This is a genomic window from Corynebacterium sp. HMSC074C01 (assembly GCF_001814605.1).
Taxonomy (GTDB): Bacteria; Actinomycetota; Actinomycetes; order Mycobacteriales; family Mycobacteriaceae; genus Corynebacterium.
This window is the reverse complement of record NZ_KV817237.1, coordinates 1-17,547: the sequence shown is the minus strand read 5'-3', so window position 1 is coordinate 17,547 and position 17,547 is coordinate 1. Positions and strand designations below refer to the sequence as shown.

13 protein-coding genes and 1 pseudogene are annotated in these 17,547 nt (G+C 59.3%); 5 read left to right on the top strand and 9 right to left on the bottom strand.

Annotated features, from left to right (window positions below):
- Nucleotides 1–176: 176 nt before the first annotated feature.
- Nucleotides 177–1,154, bottom strand: a complete 978-nt coding sequence (locus HMPREF2978_RS00240; RefSeq protein WP_070743298.1) for a bile acid:sodium symporter family protein — start codon at nt 1,152–1,154, stop codon at nt 177–179.
- Nucleotides 1,155–1,263: 109 nt separating this feature from the next.
- Between HMPREF2978_RS00240 and HMPREF2978_RS00235 the strand changes: the two genes are divergently transcribed.
- On the top strand, nt 1,264–4,185 hold the full coding sequence (locus HMPREF2978_RS00235; protein WP_070743296.1) for an FAD-binding and (Fe-S)-binding domain-containing protein: 2,922 nt from the start codon (nt 1,264–1,266) through the stop codon (nt 4,183–4,185).
- Nucleotides 4,186–4,255: 70 nt separating this feature from the next.
- Here the strand turns inward: HMPREF2978_RS00235 and HMPREF2978_RS00230 are convergent, their stop codons facing one another.
- From HMPREF2978_RS00230 to HMPREF2978_RS00205, 6 genes are all read right to left on the bottom strand, one after another.
- Nucleotides 4,256–5,386, bottom strand: a complete 1,131-nt coding sequence (locus HMPREF2978_RS00230) for an ABC transporter ATP-binding protein (protein WP_070446643.1) — start codon at nt 5,384–5,386, stop codon at nt 4,256–4,258.
- Between the two features lie 26 nt (nt 5,387–5,412).
- On the bottom strand, nt 5,413–6,723 hold the full coding sequence (locus HMPREF2978_RS00225; protein WP_070743293.1) for an ABC transporter substrate-binding protein: 1,311 nt from the start codon (nt 6,721–6,723) through the stop codon (nt 5,413–5,415).
- Nucleotides 6,724–6,793: 70 nt separating this feature from the next.
- Nucleotides 6,794–7,765: a carbohydrate ABC transporter permease gene (locus HMPREF2978_RS00220; RefSeq protein WP_070446645.1), complete on the bottom strand. Its 972-nt coding sequence runs from the start codon at nt 7,763–7,765 to the stop codon at nt 6,794–6,796.
- Nucleotides 7,766–8,710 (bottom strand): carbohydrate ABC transporter permease, encoded by a 945-nt coding sequence (locus HMPREF2978_RS00215; RefSeq protein ID WP_070446646.1) that lies wholly within the window; start codon nt 8,708–8,710, stop codon nt 7,766–7,768.
- Nucleotides 8,711–8,979: 269 nt separating this feature from the next.
- Nucleotides 8,980–9,699, bottom strand: coding sequence for a glycerophosphodiester phosphodiesterase (locus tag HMPREF2978_RS00210; protein WP_070446647.1), 720 nt, complete (start codon nt 9,697–9,699; stop codon nt 8,980–8,982).
- 58 nt (nt 9,700–9,757) lie between these two features.
- A complete protein-coding gene (locus tag HMPREF2978_RS00205; protein ID WP_070743290.1) occupies nt 9,758–11,050 on the bottom strand; it encodes a class I SAM-dependent methyltransferase in 1,293 nt (430 codons plus the stop codon).
- Nucleotides 11,051–11,236: 186 nt separating this feature from the next.
- Between HMPREF2978_RS00205 and HMPREF2978_RS00200 the strand changes: the two genes are divergently transcribed.
- Nucleotides 11,237–12,580, top strand: a complete 1,344-nt coding sequence (locus HMPREF2978_RS00200; protein ID WP_070446649.1) for an NAD(P)/FAD-dependent oxidoreductase — start codon at nt 11,237–11,239, stop codon at nt 12,578–12,580.
- Nucleotides 12,581–12,705: 125 nt separating this feature from the next.
- On the top strand, nt 12,706–13,542 hold the full coding sequence (gene thiD, locus HMPREF2978_RS00195; RefSeq protein WP_070528213.1) for a bifunctional hydroxymethylpyrimidine kinase/phosphomethylpyrimidine kinase: 837 nt from the start codon (nt 12,706–12,708) through the stop codon (nt 13,540–13,542).
- Here thiD and HMPREF2978_RS00190 read toward each other — a convergent pair.
- Nucleotides 13,539–14,140 (bottom strand): annotated as a pseudogene (locus tag HMPREF2978_RS00190) (class I SAM-dependent methyltransferase). The gene thiD and the pseudogene HMPREF2978_RS00190 sit on opposite strands and share 4 nt — an antisense overlap.
- Nucleotides 14,141–14,223: 83 nt before the next feature.
- Here HMPREF2978_RS00190 and corA point away from each other — a divergent pair.
- Nucleotides 14,224–15,297 (top strand): magnesium/cobalt transporter CorA, encoded by a 1,074-nt coding sequence (gene corA, locus HMPREF2978_RS00185; RefSeq protein WP_070446652.1) that lies wholly within the window; start codon nt 14,224–14,226, stop codon nt 15,295–15,297.
- Nucleotides 15,298–15,300: 3 nt separating this feature from the next.
- Here the strand turns inward: corA and HMPREF2978_RS00180 are convergent, their stop codons facing one another.
- Nucleotides 15,301–15,747 carry a PaaI family thioesterase gene (locus HMPREF2978_RS00180; RefSeq protein ID WP_010186566.1) on the bottom strand — a complete coding sequence of 149 codons (447 nt, stop codon included), beginning with the start codon at nt 15,745–15,747 and terminating at the stop codon, nt 15,301–15,303.
- A 43-nt stretch (nt 15,748–15,790) separates the two neighbouring features.
- Here HMPREF2978_RS00180 and gndA point away from each other — a divergent pair, with 43 nt between their 5' ends.
- Nucleotides 15,791–17,248 (top strand): NADP-dependent phosphogluconate dehydrogenase, encoded by a 1,458-nt coding sequence (gene gndA / locus HMPREF2978_RS00175; protein WP_070528203.1) that lies wholly within the window; start codon nt 15,791–15,793, stop codon nt 17,246–17,248.
- Nucleotides 17,249–17,547: the final 299 nt, after the last annotated feature.

The window sequence follows — 17,547 nt, the reverse complement described above, 5'->3', positions numbered from 1 at the left end:
TTCAAGCGTGGCGCATCCACCGCTTGATTCCGCCCTGGTCGTCGCAAAGCACTGCCTGAGCGCTCGACGACGACCACCTGCGTGAATGCACTTCCAGGTCTGCACAAATAGAAAGGGTGGCCGGCAAACATGTGCCAACCACATATTCGGAGTTACTTGCCCGGATGGGAATCCTGTTACACAGAAACGGCCATTTTACCGGATTCCACCGCGTCGTCGATGGGCTTGCGACGCACGATGGCGGAGAAGACTGCACCAGTGACGTTGGCCCACACCGCAGCGACCACACCCGGCAGCGCAGCCTCCGGGCTAAAGAACTGCAAGGCCAATGCCGAAGCAAGCCCCGAGTTCTGGGTCGCCACCTCAATTGCCGTAGTGCGCGCCGCCGCCTCGCGCTGGCGGGCTAGCTTGGCCATGTAGTAGCCAAAGAGAAATCCGATGAGGTTCTGGATAGCCACGCCGATAAACACTACGAGACCAACGGTGACCAGCTTGTCCTGGGATTTCGACACCACTGCTGTAACCACGCCGCCGATGCCGACGATAGCCACCCACGGCAAGGCCGGCAGAACCATGTCCACAGCTTTGCTGGCAATCACGCGCAGCAACAGACCCAGACCTACCGGGATGAGGACGGTCTGTACCAGCGACCACATCATGCCGGCACCATCGACCTCTGCGGTTTTCCCCGCCAACCACAGCATGAGCAGTGGTGTCATGATCGGCGAAACCAGTGTGGAGACCGAAGTCATCGCCACCGACAGCGCCACATCGCCCTTGGCCAGGTAGGCCATCACGTTGGAGGCCGTACCGCCGGGCACAGACCCGAGGAGGATGAGGCCGACAGTGGCGGCGTCGGAAAGCCCCAGCACTTTAGCCACGAGCACGGCGCTCGTCGGCATGATGGCAAATTGACAGATAACGCCCAAGAAGATGGGCAACGGACGCTTCGCCACCAGGGCCAGGTCCGGGATAGTCAAGGTCAGGCCCATAGAAAACATGATGACCATGAGCAATTGCGAGGTGTATTTCCCCACCGGTTCAAAGGTGCTGGGGCTCAAAAACGCGACAGTGGCGCAGGCAATGATAACGATGGGAAAGATGTAGACGGCGAGTTTCTCGCCGGTCTCCCCTTCTGCACGCGGGTTCGTCATGGTGTTTCCTTTCCAGAATATGTCTCACTATATGAATTGAGTATCCCATATGATGAACCTCACGTACCCGGTTTGGTCGAGATTTACTGTCAAGCGATAGATTAGAAATATGTCCAAGCTATTAAGCCCAGATTCCTCTCGTTTCTCCCGCCCATCCGGCACCACGAGCCAGGCCGACGCCGTCCCCGCACGTTACAAGAACGGCTCCCCCGCCGACCTCGTTGCAGACATGGAAGCCATCGTCGGTCAAGAGAACGTGCACGGACGCCTCAGTGACCTCGTGCGCTTCTCCTCCGATGCCGGCCCCTACCGCTCCATCCCGAACATCGTGGTCTCCCCTCGCAACGCCGCGGACCTCGCTGCGCTGATGAAGTACTGCGATACTCACGATCGCCACATGACCTTCCGCGCAGCAGGAACGTCGCTGAACGGCCAGGCCATGGGCGATGACATCCTCGTCGATGTCAAAATCCACTTCGGCGGCATGGAAGTGCGCGAAGAAGGCCGCAAGCTGTGGTCGCGCCCCGGCGTCATCTTGGGCGATGCTCAGGCAGTGCTCTCCCGCCACGGCTTCATGCTGGGGCCGGACCCGGGTTCCACGTCCGTGTGCACCATCGGTGGCGTGCTGGCCGATAACTCCGGCGGCATGCGCTGCTCTTTGGAGCGCGATAGCTACCACAGCATCGAAGAGCTCATCTTCGTCTTGCCATCCGGCACCATCGTGGATACGTCCCGTGGGGACGAGGCCTTCCGCAAGCAAGAGCCGAAGCTCCACGCCGATCTACTAGCCTTCCGCGATAAGCTGCGCGCCAACACCGACATGGTCAAGTTCCTGCGGACCAAGTTCTCCATCCGCAACACCAATGGCCTGCGAATTGATGCCTTCCTCGATGAAGACGAACCCGTGCACATTCTCAAGCGCCTGCTCATCGGCTCCGAGGGCATCTTCGGTGCTATCACGGAGTCCGTCATCCGCACGGTGAAGCTTCCGCGCGTGAAGGCTACGACCTGGGTCGAGTTGCCCAACCTCCGCGATGCCGCAAACTACGTGCACCCCATCATGGAGACTGGTGCGGAGGCCTGTGAGCTCCTAGTCGCCCCGGTGATGCGCCGTTCTGCCGAGCATTATGCGCACGCGCCGGAGTCCTGGCGCAACCTTGATGATGACGCCGCAGCGCTCCTCGTCGAGGTCGGCGGTAGCGATGAGGCTGACTTGGACAAGGCCATGGATCGCCTACGCACCGTGCTTGCCGACGCCCCACTACTCCGCCCCCTCGAATTCCTCACCACCGCGGAAGGTATGCGCGGAGCGTGGGAACTGCGCAACGGCCTCTACGGCCTGCTGGGCGCGGATCGCCCGAACGGCACCGCATACATCACCGAGGATGTCTGCTTTCCGCCGTCACAGGTCGGCGAGGCCGCAGCGGATCTGTTGGACCTGCAAGCAAAGTATGGTTACCCGGAATCCGTCATGGGTCACGCTGCTTTTGGCAACCTGCACTTCTTCTTCACCCCGCGCTTCGACGTCGAGGAGGAGCGCGAGTCCTATGCCGCGTTCTTGGATGATTTGGCCGAACTGGTCATTGATAAGTACCAGGGCTCAATGAAGGCCGAGCACGGCACAGGCGTGAACATGGCTCCTTTCTTGGAGCACGAGTGGGGCACGGAGGCCTTCGAGCTCTTCTGGGAAGTCAAGAACATGATCGATCCCAAGGGCATCCTCGCACCAAACGTAAAGCTCACGCGCGACCAGACCATCCACCTGCGCAACTTCAAGTCCTTCCCCAAGGTCGAAACTGAAATCAACCCCTGTGTGGAATGCGGCTTCTGTGAGCCCGTCTGCCCCTCCCGCCACGCCACGGTGACCCCGCGCCAGCGCATCGTCTTGCGCCGCGAGATGGCCCGGCAGCAAGAAGGCTCAGAGGTCTTGGCACAACTACACAAGGAGTACCAGTACGACGCCGTCGACATGTGCGCCGCCGACGGCACCTGCTCTATCCCCTGCCCGATTAGCATCGACACCGGTGCGGTCATGAAGCAGCTGCGCGCTCAGCAAGCCACCCCGGCTCGTGAGAAGGTGGCGCTTACGACGGCGCAGCGTTGGGAACTTGTGGAAAAGCTTGCCCGCGCCGGCATCATCTCCGCCAACAAGATTCCCCACAAGCCCCTCGAACTGGGCGCCAACATGGCACGTAACGTGGTAGCTCCCGATTTGCTGCCCACCGTCCCGGGACCGCTACCGCAGGCCGCATCGCGTCTGCCGGAAACCCCGCGCGAGGGCGCTGGCGCACTTTACTTCCCGGCCTGCATCAACCGTATTTTCGGCCGCCCAGCCGGCGCGGCTGAGGATTCGGTAGACCTCCCGCGTGCCATCGTGGAACTAGGACGCCGTGCCGGCCAGCCGGTGTGGATCCCCGAGGATGTCGCGGGCGATTGCTGTGGCACACCTTGGTCCTCCAAGGGCTACAAGGAAGGGTTTGAGTACCAGGCACAAAAGATTGTCCGCGATCTCTGGCACTGGTCGGAGCACGGCCAGCTGCCCATCGTGGTCGATGCTGCCAGCTGCACCCACGGGTTGCTTGATTCCGTTCCTGAGGTGCTCTCCCCTGCCGACCGCAAGTTGTGGGAGGATCTGCGCATCCTCGATGTCGTGGAATGGCTTCGTGATGAGATCGCGCCGCACCTGCCCATCGTGAAAAACATGGGCAGCATCGCCGTACACCCAACCTGCTCGACGGATCACATGGGCATGAGCCAGGCCCTGGTTGATCTGGCGAACCTCTGCGGCACAGCCAAGGTCCCGGAGGGCGCGATGTGCTGTGGCTCCGCCGGTGACCGCGTCATGCTGCACCCCGAGCTCGTTGAGTCCGCCACGCGCGAGGAGCGTGCTTCTCTCGACGCGGAGCATTTCGATGCCTTCGTCTCCGATAACCGCACCTGCGAGATGGGCCTGGAGATGATCTCCGGGCGGACCTATGAATCAATCGCAGTGTTGTTGGAGCGGGCCTCCCGTCCGGTCGTCACTCCATAAGCAACGCGCCGGTGGCAATACTCCTCGTCGGGAGCTCTGCCACCGGCGCAACAGATGTGGTGGAACCGGGTTAGAGATAGTCGTAATTGATCTCGGTGTCGGGGGCGAAAAACACGCACCCGCCCTTCATCGGGCGCAGGTAGATCGTGTCGCCCTGGTGCACGTCAATGCCGCGCGGCACCTTCACCGTGATGCGGTCACCGCGGACCACGGTTCCGTCACTGGCCGACTCTTCGCGGCCACCATAGACATACAGCTCGGAGCCTAAGTGCTCCACGATATCGACCCGAACCGGTATACCATACTGTTCACCTGGCTGGTTGACGCCAACGATGTCCCAATTCTCTGGGCGCACACCAACTAGGACGTGATCCGCCCCCACCTTCACGGCCTGCTCTTGTGGCATGTAATAGTCCAGCGCATGGTCTTTGCCGCTGACGACGCGACCGTCAACGAAGGGGACGTTGTCGATGAGAGTCATAGCCGGCGAACCGATGAACGTCGCGACGAAGGAATTACCGGGGTTCTCATACAGTGTTTTAGGCGGGGCGACTTGCTGAATAATGCCTTGTTTGAGGACACACACGCGATCCCCCATGGTCATTGCCTCAGTTTGGTCGTGAGTGACATAGACCGTGGTGGTGTTGAGCTCGCGCTGCAGTTGAAGGATCTGCGCACGCGTGGATACGCGGAGCTTCGCATCCAGATTGGAAAGGGGCTCATCCATAAGAAAGACCTTGGGCTGGCGCACGATAGCGCGACCCATGGCCACACGCTGGCGCTGGCCACCCGACATTGCGGAGGGTTTGCGATCGATTAGCTCCTCCAGCTCCAGCATTTTCGCGGCAAAACTCACGCGCTCTTCGATGGTTGCCTTGTCCACTTTGGCGTTTTGCAAGGCAAACGCCATGTTCTGACGCGCTGTCATGTTGGGGTATAGCGCATAGGACTGGAACACCATGGCTACATCGCGGTCCCGCGAGCGGGTCTCGGTAACGTCGGCCCCGTCGATGAAGATCTGGCCTTCGTCGATTGGCTCAAGGCCAGCGAGCATGCGCAATGTCGTAGATTTACCGCAGCCCGAAGGGCCAACGAGCACCAAGAACTCGCCATCCTTGATATCGAGGTTAATGCGGCTGACCGCCGGCGGCTTCTTCGGATCATAAATCCTGGAAGCTTGACGGAATTCAACAGTAGCCATGGTGTCCTTTCAAACGATCCGAAGTGTTACTTGAGCTTCGGGGTGATGTCGCGGTCGATAACGCTCTGGGTCTCCTTCTGCAGGTCACCGAATGCGGTCTCCACGTCCTCATTGCCCACAGTGATGCGGTCAAGAACTCCACCGATGCGCTGTCCACCGCCCGGCACGAATACGCGAGCGTAATCCTGCGGCTGGGTGTTCTCGTTGAGCTGTTCGATAGCCGTCTGGGCGTTCGGATTCTCCTCCAAGAACTTCTTCTCCTCCGGATCATCCAGGGCGTCCTTGCGCACCGGCATGTAGCCCGTCTTCTGGGAGAACTTGATGGTGTTCTCGGTGTTCGTCAGGAAGTCAATGAACTTGACCGCGTTAGCCTTGCGCTCATCAGAAATTCCAGCCGGCACAGCCAGACCAGCACCACCGGTGGCTGCCGAAGGACCAGGGCCCGGCAGGTAGGTGGTGATGAATGGAATCGTCGCCGTCTCCTTCAGGCCGCCCAGGGAGCCGGTTGACTCCAGAAGTCCAGAGGCCTTGCCGGAGCCAAAGGCGACGGTCGGGTCGGTGGAGATTTCGATGTGACCGGCCTTGACCTGGTCCTGCAGGAACTTACCAGCCTCGATGGACTCCTTCGACGTAAAGTTCGGATCCCACTCATCAGAGTAAGAGCCGCCGAAGGCCCAAATCATGCCATGGAAGTACCAGTCGAGGTAATTGGAACCATCCGGAACAGTGATGGCCGGCTTGTCGAGCTTGTCCTTGATCTTGGTGGCCCACTCGTCGAATTCTTCCCAGTCCTTCGGGCCACGGTCGGTAGGAAGTCCTGCTGCCTTGAGGTCATCGGTGTTCCAGTACATCAGGTTCGTGGAGCGGGAGTACGGAACGCCATAGTGCTTGTCATTGTACTTGTAGTCTTCGCGCAGGGTGTCGACGTAGCTCTCATAGTCAATGTCGTTCATCTCCCACAGCTCATCGAGGGGCGTCGTGGCTTCATTCAGTGCGAAGTTGAACCACGTGACGTCAGAAGCAACGAGGACGTCGGGAAGGTCGCCACCTGCGAGGGCAGCGTTAAAGCGCTGTGCAACTTCCTCGTAGTTAGAGCCTGCGGTGACCAGTTCGACCTTCAGATCTGGGTTCTCCTTCTCGAATTCATCAATGAGCTCTTGTTCTATGTCACGAGAGGAGCCCGGGTGATTGGACCAGAAGGTGATGGTGTTGGCATCGCCGCCGTCCTTAAAGTCGTTCCCTGCGGTGGTCGAACCGCCTGCACAGGCGGTCAAGGACACGGTGGTGAGAAGTGCCGCGCAGGCGGCAACGATGCGAGTAGAAATCTTATGAGACATGGGGAGGTTCTCCTTGAGAAGTGAAGAATTGGGGGTCTTGTTCGAGTTGGGCGTCGGGATAGCAGGCAGGCTAGCCCTTGACTGCTCCAGCAGTCAGGCCCTTAATCATCGGCTTCTGGAGTATGAGGAAGATGATGATCATGGGCAGGGTTGTTAGCACGGTGCCGGCCATCACCGGCGCCCAGTTGGTCACGCCTTCCGCATCCTGCAAGCGGGTCAGGCCCACCGGAAGGGTGGCTGCAGCCGGAGTATCCGTAATCAGGAAGGGCCACAGGTATTGGTTCCACTCATTGACCACGGTGATCAGGACGAACGCAGACAGCGTTGGCCACGACATGGGCAAGACCACCCGGAACAAGGTGGTGAAGAATCCTGCCCCGTCCATGCGCGCGGCCTCGAGAATCTCCGGCGGCAATGATTGGAAGTGATTGCGCATGAGGAAGGCACCGAACGCCACGCCCGCCAACGGGATGATGACTCCAGCGTAGGTGTCTCTCCAACCCCATGACGCAACCAACGAGTAATTGGAAATAATGGTGATCTGGTTGGGCACCATCAGCGAGGCGATGATGAGTAAGAACAGCAGATTCCGGCCGGGGAAGCGAATGAATGCGAAGGCATAGGCAGTCAGAACTCCGAGGATTACCTCCACCACCGTGAGAATCAGCGTGATGATGATGGAGTTTTTCAGGTAGCTCGAGAATCCAGAGGTCTGCCAGACATAGGAATAGTTTTCTGCCTTGAAAGGATTAGGCCAGAAGGAAATCGGGTCCGAGTACACATCCTGGAAAGACTTAAAGCTGGTGATGAAGATGAAGTACAGCGGCACCATAATCATCAGCACTGTCAGTACCAAGGCAATGTAGCCGACGACCTTCGTTGCTGGATGACCGTGATCAACCGGCTCGCCTTTACGCTTGCGCTGGGCCTCGGTGATGACTGGTGCTGCAAGGGACTGCGAACCAGGAACCGGTGGCAGCTCTCCTTTTGCTTGCGGGAGCCCTACCTTGATGGAAGCTGGAATTGCGCGTTTTTCGGACATCTACTTATCCATCCTTTCCTGCAACTTGATCTGCAGCACCGTAATGACAAGCACGAAGAGGAACATGATGGTGGCCACGGCAGCGCCATAGCCGGCACGGTTGTTGATGAATGTCTCTTGGTACACCTGGAAAACCATCGTGGAGGTTCCGTAACCAAACGGTCCACCGCCGGTCATCGCGTTGATGATGTCGAAGACCTGGAAGGAATTGAGCAGCACCGTGATTAACAGGAAAAACGTGGTGCCGCGAAGCTGTGGCAAGACCACGCGGAAGAAATGTCGCACCGCCGGGGTGCCGTCAATCTCGGAGGCCTCATCGAGGTCGCGCCGGCGCCCCTGCAAGGCAGCAAGATAGATGACGAAAACGTAGCCCACGTTCTTCCACACGTAGGTCACCGTAATCATGAACAATGCCCAGTTCTGCTGCTGGTAGAAGTTCGGCACATCGACCCCGATGAGGCCCAAGAAGTACTGGATGAGGCCGTAGTTAGGATCGAAGACGAACTGGAAGGCAACGCCAATCGCCGCGCCAGCGATGACGTAGGGAGCAAAGACCATCGAGCGCACCGCCGCGCGACCAAACAGCTTTTGGTCCAGCAACAATGCCAGCGCTAGCCCCAGAACCATTGAACCGGCCACCGCGAAGAAAGTGAAAACGACAGTGTTGAACACGACGCGCCCAGTGTCTGGCGCCTGGAACCAGTCAATGTAGTTCTGCAGGCCGACGAAAGTCATCGTCGGCGAAGAAATATTCCAGTTAAAGAAAGAGATGCGGATGTTATCGACCAGTGGTCGATAGGTGAAAACAATGAGAAGGAGAAGGTTCGGGCCAATGAGCAATGCCGCGAGGCCGATCTGTCTCCAGTCGAGCTTTTGCTTGCGTGGGTGACGCGCGTACTCCTCGGAGACGACCGGCTTCTCGGTGACTGCGGGGATCGCAGTCATGTGCCCGTTTCCCGGGTTGGATATTGCCATGCAGAGAAAGCTAGACCAAGACGGTTAACAGAAAGTTGACGAAAAGTTTTGGCCGGACAAACAACCGACAAACTTCAGGGGTGTAGCCTGCAAAAGCCCCTTATAAGCGTGCAGTACATCACAAATGTGACGGTTATAAACCTCCGGTCACACGTCGCTAAAAGAGCGACGCCACCACTTTTATAGCTAGACCTTTTAGACTCATGAGCGTAACCAATGCAGACCTGACTCAACGCTAATTAGCTGCGCGAAAGCACTTCCAGAGCCAGCTCCGGCAGGTCGGTTGCCATGAGCTCTACCCCGTTATCGCGGCACCACGCCATGTCCTTGGGCAAGTTCACCGTCCACACGTAAGACGGGCAATCAGTGTCACCAAAGAAGTCGGCTTCACTCCGTGCCTGGCGAATGGAGGGCCCGAAGCCCGAAGCACCCTCAAGGGAGTCTGGTAGTCCCGCATCCGGTTCCAAGAGAAGAAAGGAGCGCAGGGATGGCAATAGGTTTCGGAATCGCGTAATTGCTTCAGGGTTAAAGGAAATCAGACTGAACCGTGGATCGGCATCGAGATGTCGATTGCGTAGGACTTCGGCCACCGATTCTTCGAGTCGCGCCCCGAAAGGAGACGGGTGCTTCGTTTCGATAAGCAGCTGCTTTCCGGGGTATGACTCGATGAGGTCCACCAGTTCGTCGAGAAGCAGAATGCGTTGGGAATCCTCGTCGGTACCAAAGTTGAGTGTGCGCAGCTCATCCAGTGTCATGTCACCGACAGAGCCGGTGCCATCCGACGTCCTATCCACAGTCTGGTCGTGGATAACCACAACCTCCCCGTCTTTGGTCAGGTTGACGTCGCACTCCACACCGGCCACATCAAGCTTGAGAGCCTCCTCGAAGGCACGATACGTGTTCTCCGGGAACCACCCGTTATACCCTCGGTGCGCGATAATTCCTGTGCGGTCTGCCATGTTCTTTCCCTCCGGGCCGCAAAGTGGTTGTGCTTCTGGCGCCGCCCAGTGTAGACCGCTAGCGGCGGCCCCCGCGGTTGCGGTGCGTCGCCACCACGTGCACCGCATCCAGCATCCCTAAGGTGAGCAGCGCCTCACGGAGCGCGAACTGGAAAGTCCAGAGGCGGCGGAAGACCTGGTCGAAGCCCGCTGCGGCCGCTTCGCGGTGCCGCCCATCGAAGAAGCTGCGCTGGTAGCGAAGCGTTTCCAGGTAATGGCTTCCCGTGTGGGTCTGAGCGATGATACGCAGGGTGGAACGCCTATCGAAGAGTCGGTGGGTCTCCTCCAGCGTCGGGTATTCCAGACCCGGCCAGATATAAGCTCGCAGAACCTGAATCGCGGACCGGGCGGCCGGGGTCATCGCGTCGGTAGCAAAGAGCGATCCCAAGGCCACTCGCCCACCACTTACTAGCGAACGGTCCAGCATCTCCACAAAGCGCCTACGTTCCGGAGGCGACAACGTTTCCAACTTCTCCACGCTCACTATCGCGTCATAGCGCCCACGCCATTGCTTCGGATTGGGCAACGCCGTCTCGATCCCCTGCACATGGACAGAATCAGCGGCTCCTTCAAGAAGTAGTTGTTCGTCGAACAGCGCCTGTTGCTCAGCATCCCCCGTGAGCACGTCGACTGTAGCGCGCCGGGCTACTGCTTGAACTGCTACCTGCAGGCCAGTCGCCGGATAAACCAGAAGGTGTGTTCCGGCACCGGTGCGGGTGGCATCGAGAAGCCACTGTGCAGCGCGGCGCTGTGCATCACCCAAGTCCTCACGATCCGTGTGCGTCGGCTCAGTCACGGTTGTGACGTCCACGAAGTGCTCTTTGGGTTCTTTACTCCCCACCCGCGCGCTATAGCTGCGCACCGCTTCACGCACCGTTGTGGGAACACCGCTAGCAAAGATGCCACCTGAATTGCTCAGGGAATCACCCGCATACAGCTTCACCACATCAAGAGGCAGCTCGCCGGGGCTCGAAGCTTCCACCGCCAGTTCCTTCGCCTTCGGCCGGTACCCCACCCCCAACAGCCGAAGGAGAACCTTGACGAGACGCTCGGAATCGGGAGTCGTCCACTCCCCTGCCATATAAGACTCGGCCAGGCCCAGCCAGCCTGAATCGGCGATGCGGGAGAAGAGGGCGTCGTGAAGCACGGCAACATCTGGGTCTTCGCCTTCCAATTCGACCCCAGCCTTGGAACACGCCTGCGCAAACTCCGCCTCCGCCCGGTCGCTTTTGAAACGCAACAGGCGTGGTGAAGGAACGGTGGCCACGCCCGGCCACGCCGCAGCGTCAATCGAAGCCAAGTGGGAATACACGCTCTAAACAGCCTTCCTCATCGCACACATGTGTCTTCCCAGACTAAAGCCAACGAGACCACCACGGGTGGAGGCGCGGCCCAAAAAGCCAGTTAATAGCCCATAAAGTATGCATGTACCGCTAGAAAGGTTTAGACTTACTCGGGTAAAATAATCAAGCTTTCTTCAGGAAGGTATTCAATCACCATGGCGCAAACTCCCCACCGTCCTAGTAACGGCCGCCACCACGTCGTTGTTATCGGTGCCGGCTTCGGCGGCATCAACGCCGTTAAGAAGCTCAAGGACGCGGATGTTGAGATCACCCTCATCGACAAGAAGAACCACCACCTCTTCCAGCCGATGCTGTACCAGGTAGCCACCGGCGTCATTTCCGCTGGTGAAATCGCTCCGTCTACGCGTCAGATCTTGCGTCACCAGGACAACGTCAACTTTGTCAACGGTGAGGTCACCGACGTCAATATCAAGGATCAAACCGTCACCGCGGAGCTCGATGGCTCGGTTCGCACCTACGGCTACGACTCCCTCATCGTGGCAGCGGGTGCTGGCCAGTCCTACTTCGGCAACGACCACTTCGCCGAGTATGCCCCGGGTATGAAGACGCTTGACGACGCCTTGGAGATCCGCTCCCGCATCATCTCGGCCTTCGAGAAGGCTGAGTTGGAAGAGGATCCTGCCAAGCGTGAGAAGCTGCTGACCTTCGTCATCGTCGGCGCTGGTCCGACTGGCGTTGAGCTCACCGGCCAGATCGCTGAGCTGGCACAGCGCACTTTTGCTGGCACCTACTCCAACTTTGGTTCCTCCTCCGCCAAGATTTACCTTCTGGATGGTGCCCCGCAAGTCCTTCCTCCGTTTGGCAAGCGCCTCGGCCGCAAGGCACAGCGCACCCTGGAGAAGCTGGGCGTTGACGTGCGCCTCAACGCCATGGTGACCGACGTTAACGCTGACGCCGTCACCTACAAGAACATGAAGACCGAGGAAGAGGTCACCATCGAGGCCGCGACCAAGATCTGGTCCGCAGGTGTCGCTGCTTCCCCGCTGGGCAAGCTTATCGCCGACCAGGCAGGCGTGGAGGCGGACCGTGCCGGCCGCGTCTCCGTTAACGAGGATCTCACGGTTGGTGAGTACAAGAACGTCTACATCGTCGGCGACATGATTTCCCTCAACCGCCTTCCGGGTGTTGCCCAGGTGGCTATCCAGGGCGGCAACCACGTGGGCAAGCTCATCGAAGCCAAGATTGATGAGGAGTCCACTGCTAACGAGGCCGAGCCGTTTGAGTACTTCGACAAGGGCTCCATGGCCGTCATTTCCCGCTTCAACGCAGTAGTCAAGCTGGGCAAGACCGAGTTCGCTGGCTTCCCGGCCTGGATCTCCTGGCTCGGTCTGCACATCTTCTACATCGTTGGCTTCCGCAGCCGTACCCTCGTGGCGCTGCACTGGATTCTCAACGCCTTCTCGCGAGACCGCGGAAACCTGGAAATCACCCAGCAGCAGCGCGTTGCTCGCAACGTGATTGACCGCGACCTCCACTAGGTCTTACGCGTCTTGAAAGGAGAGAGGAATTATCCTCTCTCCTTTTTCTTTACCCATGTACGGTAGACGTTTTTCTTTACCCATGTACGGTAGACGGAAGAAAAGCCTAGATTAAGGAGAAAACAGTGCGCCAACCTGCGCTGCCCCGCGTCCTCAGCATCGCCGGCACCGATCCCACGGGTGGCGCTGGTATTCACGCCGACCTCAAGTCCTTTGCAGCCGCTGGGGCCTACGGCATGGCCGTGGTGACCGCCCTGGTGGCGCAGAATACGCAGGGCGTGCGCGCTATCCACACCCCACCGGTGGACTTTCTGCGTGATCAGCTGGCAAGTGTCAAGGACGACGTGACTATCGACGCCGTCAAGATCGGCATGCTGGGCTCCGTCGCTATCACCGAAACGGTGTGCGACTTCATCGCTTCCCTCCCCGCGGGTGTGCCGGTGGTATGCGATCCGGTTATGGTCGCCTCCAGCGGTGACCGTCTGCTTGAGCAGGAGGCGGAGCGCGCCGTACGTGAGCTGGCTCGCCGCGCGACCGTGGTCACACCCAATCTGCCGGAGCTTGCGGTCCTCGCGGACGTAGCGGAACCGCGCTCTTTTGATGATGCACTCTATGTCGCAACCAAGTGGGCCCACGAGAACGACACCTGGGTCGTAGTCAAGGGCGGACACCTCGATGGTGCCGAGGCCGATAACGCGACCGTAAGCCCCTCCGGCGATATCACACGCGTGCCCTGCCCGCGTATTGACACGAAGAACACGCATGGCACCGGCTGTTCCCTGTCCTCAGCCCTAGCGGCGCGTTTAGGCGCGGGGGAATCCCTCGACGAAGCACTGGTATGGGCCACTGAATGGCTCCACGAGGCAATCGAGCATGCGGACGCGCTCCACGTCGGGCACGGACACGGCCCCATTGACCACGGCCACCGCCTCCGACGCCTCGCCGCGGAGGCACACAGTTAGCCCAACAGGTCTGCGCCTGGGCGGGTAAGCACGGCCACCATGAAGGTGGAATTCTCCTTAAAGACCTTCATGTCCCAGGATGCAAAGATGAAGTCGACCCGATAACCCACTGAGCGAGCGAGGTCGAGGAAGTCCTCAAACCCCCAACCGCGGCCTTCACCAAAACCAACGACGAAGCGGCCGCCGGGGCGTAGCGCGTTGAACACGTTGCGCAGGGCCGCCTCACGCCCTTCGGTAGCGATGAAAGTCATGACGTTGCCCGCAGCCACGGCGATGTCGAAGTTATCCTCCGGGATTTCCTCCTCGGAAAGATCACCTACCTCCCAGCGGGCCTCCGGATAATCGTTCACCGCGTGCTCGATCAGGATGGGGTCGACGTCCACGCCCAACACCGTATGCCCGCGTTTGCCAACTCGCCGCCGAGACGTCCGGAACCACAGCCGGCGTCGAGGACGCGGGAGTGGCGTTCACTCATGGCGTCGATAAGCCGGGCTTCCCCGTCGATATCCTTGCCCTGGGCCCGTAGCGTCTTCCATTTCCGTGCAAAGTTGTGGGAATGGGCGGGATTCGCTGCAGTTACTTCTTTCCAGGTAGGCATGACAACGAGTATAGGCCTTTAGAGGTGTAAGATTTAGCCGCTCTTATAAAACGCCTATACGAAGCGAAGGAGGCTGAGACACGATGCCATCTGTACCGTCACCATTCAAGCCACGCAAGAAAAACACTTCGGACAATAGTTCGCCGAGTTTTTCCGTGCCTGTCGAGCGCGCCATTGAGCACTGCCGAGTGTTCATCGACGGCGAGGCGCTGCCCGGTGAGTTCACCCCGCACAGCGCGCTGCAAGCCGTGGAAGAATACGGCCGCGGCTTCGTGTGGGTAGGCCTGTACGAGCCGCTCGAATCCCAGATGACTAAGGTAGCGGCCGAATTTCGCATCCACGAGCTCATCGTCGAGGACGTCGTCCAGGCGCACCAGCGCCCCAAGCTGGAGCGGTACGATGACCAGCTCTTCGTGGTGGCCCGGTCGGTGAACTACCGAGACCACGATGAGGTTGCCGATAAACGCCAGATCATCTCCACTGGTGAAATTCAGATGATCATCGGCGACACATTCATCATCACGGTCCGCCACTCAGCGAAGCTGCCCAACTTGGCCTACGTAATTCAAGATGAACAGGACCTAGTTGAGCAGGGCCCTATTTCGCTGGCGTGGAAGATTCTGGACATGATGGTGGACCGCTATTCGGAGATCTGCCGCCTCATCGCCATCGAGGTCGACGAACTAGAAGAAGAAATCTTCACTCCGAATTCGCTGCCCAACATTGACCGTATCTACATGTTTAAGCGTGAGATTCTGGAGATGAAGCACGCCATCGTGCCGCTTTCCCCGGCGTTGCGCGCGATGGTCGCAGACCACAAGGATCTCATTCCGAAGACGATTCGCTCCTATATCCGGGACGTCAACGACCACCAACTTGTGGTGCAAGACCACGTGGCGGGCTTCGACGAGCGTTTAACCTCGCTTATCGACGCCTCCGTGGCCAAAATCAGCATGCAGCAAAACTCCGACATGCGCACGATCTCCGCGGTGGTTGGCATGTGGGCCGCTCCAACGCTCGTGGCGGGTATCTACGGTATGAACTTTGACGTCATGCCGGAGCTTCATTTTCCCTGGGGCTACTACGGGGCAATTGGCCTCATGATCTTGGTCGTGGCCGGAATGTGGTGGTGGTTCCGGCGCAACAATTGGTTGTAGGGGCTACTGCACCACCATGGTGCGCAGCGTGGAAGCAGCGAGAAGTACATCGCCCTGGCTGATTTTTACTTCCCACAGCTGCGTGCGGCGGCCCTTGTACAGAGGCGTAGCGACCGCGGTGACGGTGCCTTCGGCTACTGGCTTAAGGAAGTCGGTGTTGTTGTTCACGCCGACAACCGGCTTGCCCGCGAGGATGAGGCTGCCGACAGATGCAGTGGACTCCGTAATCGTGCAGAAAAGTCCACCATTCGCCACGCCCCAAGGCTGGTGATGATCCGGAACAACGTCGACTTCAGAGCGAATCTCATCGGCGGAGATGTGCGTGAAGCGCAAACCAATAAGCCCGGCAAGTCCCTGCGGGTGGGAATTGATGAGCTGCAGTTCTTCGTCGTTAAGCGGGCGTGTTTGGGATACCGCAACGAACTTTTCAAAGATCTCAGAGTGTTTCATGCCACACCAGGTTAGTGGATATTGGTGACGTAGGATGGTGGACATGACTCAAACTTCTGAAAAGACAGATCTTGCTCAGATTGGTGTTGTGGGGCTTGCTGTGATGGGCTCCAACCTCGCGCGGAACTTTGCCCGAAACGGAAATACCGTAGCTGTGTACAACCGCAGCCCGGAAAAGACTCGCGCGCTCATCAGTGAGCACGGTGATGAAGGCGCGTTCATCCCGTCCGAAACCGTTGAGGATTTCGTCGCCTCCCTCGAGCGCCCCCGTAAAGCAATCATCATGGTGCAGGCTGGCGCGGCTACCGACGCCGTCATTGACCAACTCGCTGAGGCGATGGATGAAGGCGACATCATTATCGACGGCGGCAATGCACTGTTCACGGACACTATTCGCCGCGAAAAGGAAGTGGCGGCGAAGGGACGTCACTTCGTCGGTGCTGGCATTTCCGGCGGCGAGGAAGGCGCGCTCAATGGCCCGTCTATCATGCCGGGTGGCCCGGCCGAGTCCTGGGAGACCTTGGGCCCGATCCTCGAATCCATCGCCGCTGAAGTGGACGGCACCCCGTGCGTGACCCACATTGGGCCGGATGGCGCAGGGCACTTTGTCAAGATGGTGCACAACGGCATCGAGTACGCCGACATGCAGGTTATCGGTGAGGCCTACCAGCTGCTGCGCTATGGCGCAGGCATGGAGCCGGCTGAGATCGCAGAGGTCTTCCGTGAGTGGAACGCCGGTGATCTGGATTCTTACCTCATTGAGATCACCGCCGAAGTACTAGCACAAGAAGATCCGGAGACGGGTGCCCCGCTTGTCGACGTCATTGTGGACGCCGCCGGCCAGAAGGGCACCGGCCGCTGGACCGCCATTAACGGCCTCGAACTAGGCGTGCCGATCACTGGCATTGCGGAATCCGTTTTCGCGCGTGCGCTCTCTTCTGCTACTGCTCAGCGTGCAGCTGCCCAGGAGGGCCAGCTGCCTTCCGGAACCATTGCCGAGCTCAACGTGGATAAGGCCGAGTTCGTCGAAGACGTTCGCCGTGCACTGTATGCCGCGAAGCTCATTGCCTACTCACAGGGCTTCGATGAGATCAAGGCTGGCTCTGAGGAGTTCGGCTGGAACGTGGATCCACGCGACTTGGCTACTATCTGGCGCGGTGGCTGCATCATTCGCGCGAAGTTCCTCGACCGCATCCGTGAGGCCTACGACAACAATGCCGACCTGCCTGCCTTGATTCTGGACCCGTACTTCAAGGGCGAGCTAGAGAACCTCATCGACCCGTGGCGCCGCGTCGTTGTTGCTGCAACGCAGCTGGGCCTGCCGGTTCCGGTGTTTGCCTCTTCCCTGTCCTACTACGACAGCTTGCGCGCCGAGCGCCTCCCAGCTGCTCTAATCCAGGGCCAGCGCGATTTCTTCGGAGCCCACACCTTCAAGCGCGTGGACCGAGACGGCACATTCCACATCGAATGGTCAGGTGACCGCTCCCTAACCGAGATGTAGCCGCCAAGCCCCTCCCCTGAGGGGCTTTCTCATACCTGTTCCGCCGAACGTAATCTCCTTTCATCGGCTGCGCCCACCCCTCACCATTCTTGCGGAACGCTTCTAGCCGCCACACGCCGCCGTTCCGGCCCATGGCTCACATCCTCCCGTCCGCAGCCGCCGTTCGCCCAACCAAACCCTTTTCCCTCCCCGTGGCCGGCATTAACCCGACCTGTGGCCAACCTCCCCCTCCGCCATGGCACGCCCCACCTAAGCAAGAATTTTGTTCCTCCGGTTGCGGGGCACACGGTGCTGGTTTA

Bases quoted from the DNA above. Each gene is read 5' to 3' on its own strand.
- HMPREF2978_RS00210 (WP_070446647.1), bottom strand. From the start codon at position 9,699: ATGGCAGACCGCACAGGAATTATCGCGCACCGAGGGTATAACGGGTGG.
- corA (WP_070446652.1), top strand. From the start codon at position 14,224: ATGCCATCTGTACCGTCACCATTCAAGCCACGCAAGAAAAACACTTCG.
- HMPREF2978_RS00220 (WP_070446645.1), bottom strand. From the start codon at position 7,765: ATGTCCGAAAAACGCGCAATTCCAGCTTCCATCAAGGTAGGGCTCCCG.
- HMPREF2978_RS00215 (WP_070446646.1), bottom strand. From the start codon at position 8,710: ATGACTGCGATCCCCGCAGTCACCGAGAAGCCGGTCGTCTCCGAGGAG.
- HMPREF2978_RS00200 (WP_070446649.1), top strand. From the start codon at position 11,237: ATGGCGCAAACTCCCCACCGTCCTAGTAACGGCCGCCACCACGTCGTT.
- gndA (WP_070528203.1), top strand. From the start codon at position 15,791: ATGACTCAAACTTCTGAAAAGACAGATCTTGCTCAGATTGGTGTTGTG.
- HMPREF2978_RS00180 (WP_010186566.1), bottom strand. From the start codon at position 15,747: ATGAAACACTCTGAGATCTTTGAAAAGTTCGTTGCGGTATCCCAAACA.
- HMPREF2978_RS00240 (WP_070743298.1), bottom strand. From the start codon at position 1,154: ATGACGAACCCGCGTGCAGAAGGGGAGACCGGCGAGAAACTCGCCGTC.
- HMPREF2978_RS00230 (WP_070446643.1), bottom strand. From the start codon at position 5,386: ATGGCTACTGTTGAATTCCGTCAAGCTTCCAGGATTTATGATCCGAAG.
- HMPREF2978_RS00225 (WP_070743293.1), bottom strand. From the start codon at position 6,723: ATGTCTCATAAGATTTCTACTCGCATCGTTGCCGCCTGCGCGGCACTT.
- HMPREF2978_RS00235 (WP_070743296.1), top strand. From the start codon at position 1,264: ATGTCCAAGCTATTAAGCCCAGATTCCTCTCGTTTCTCCCGCCCATCC.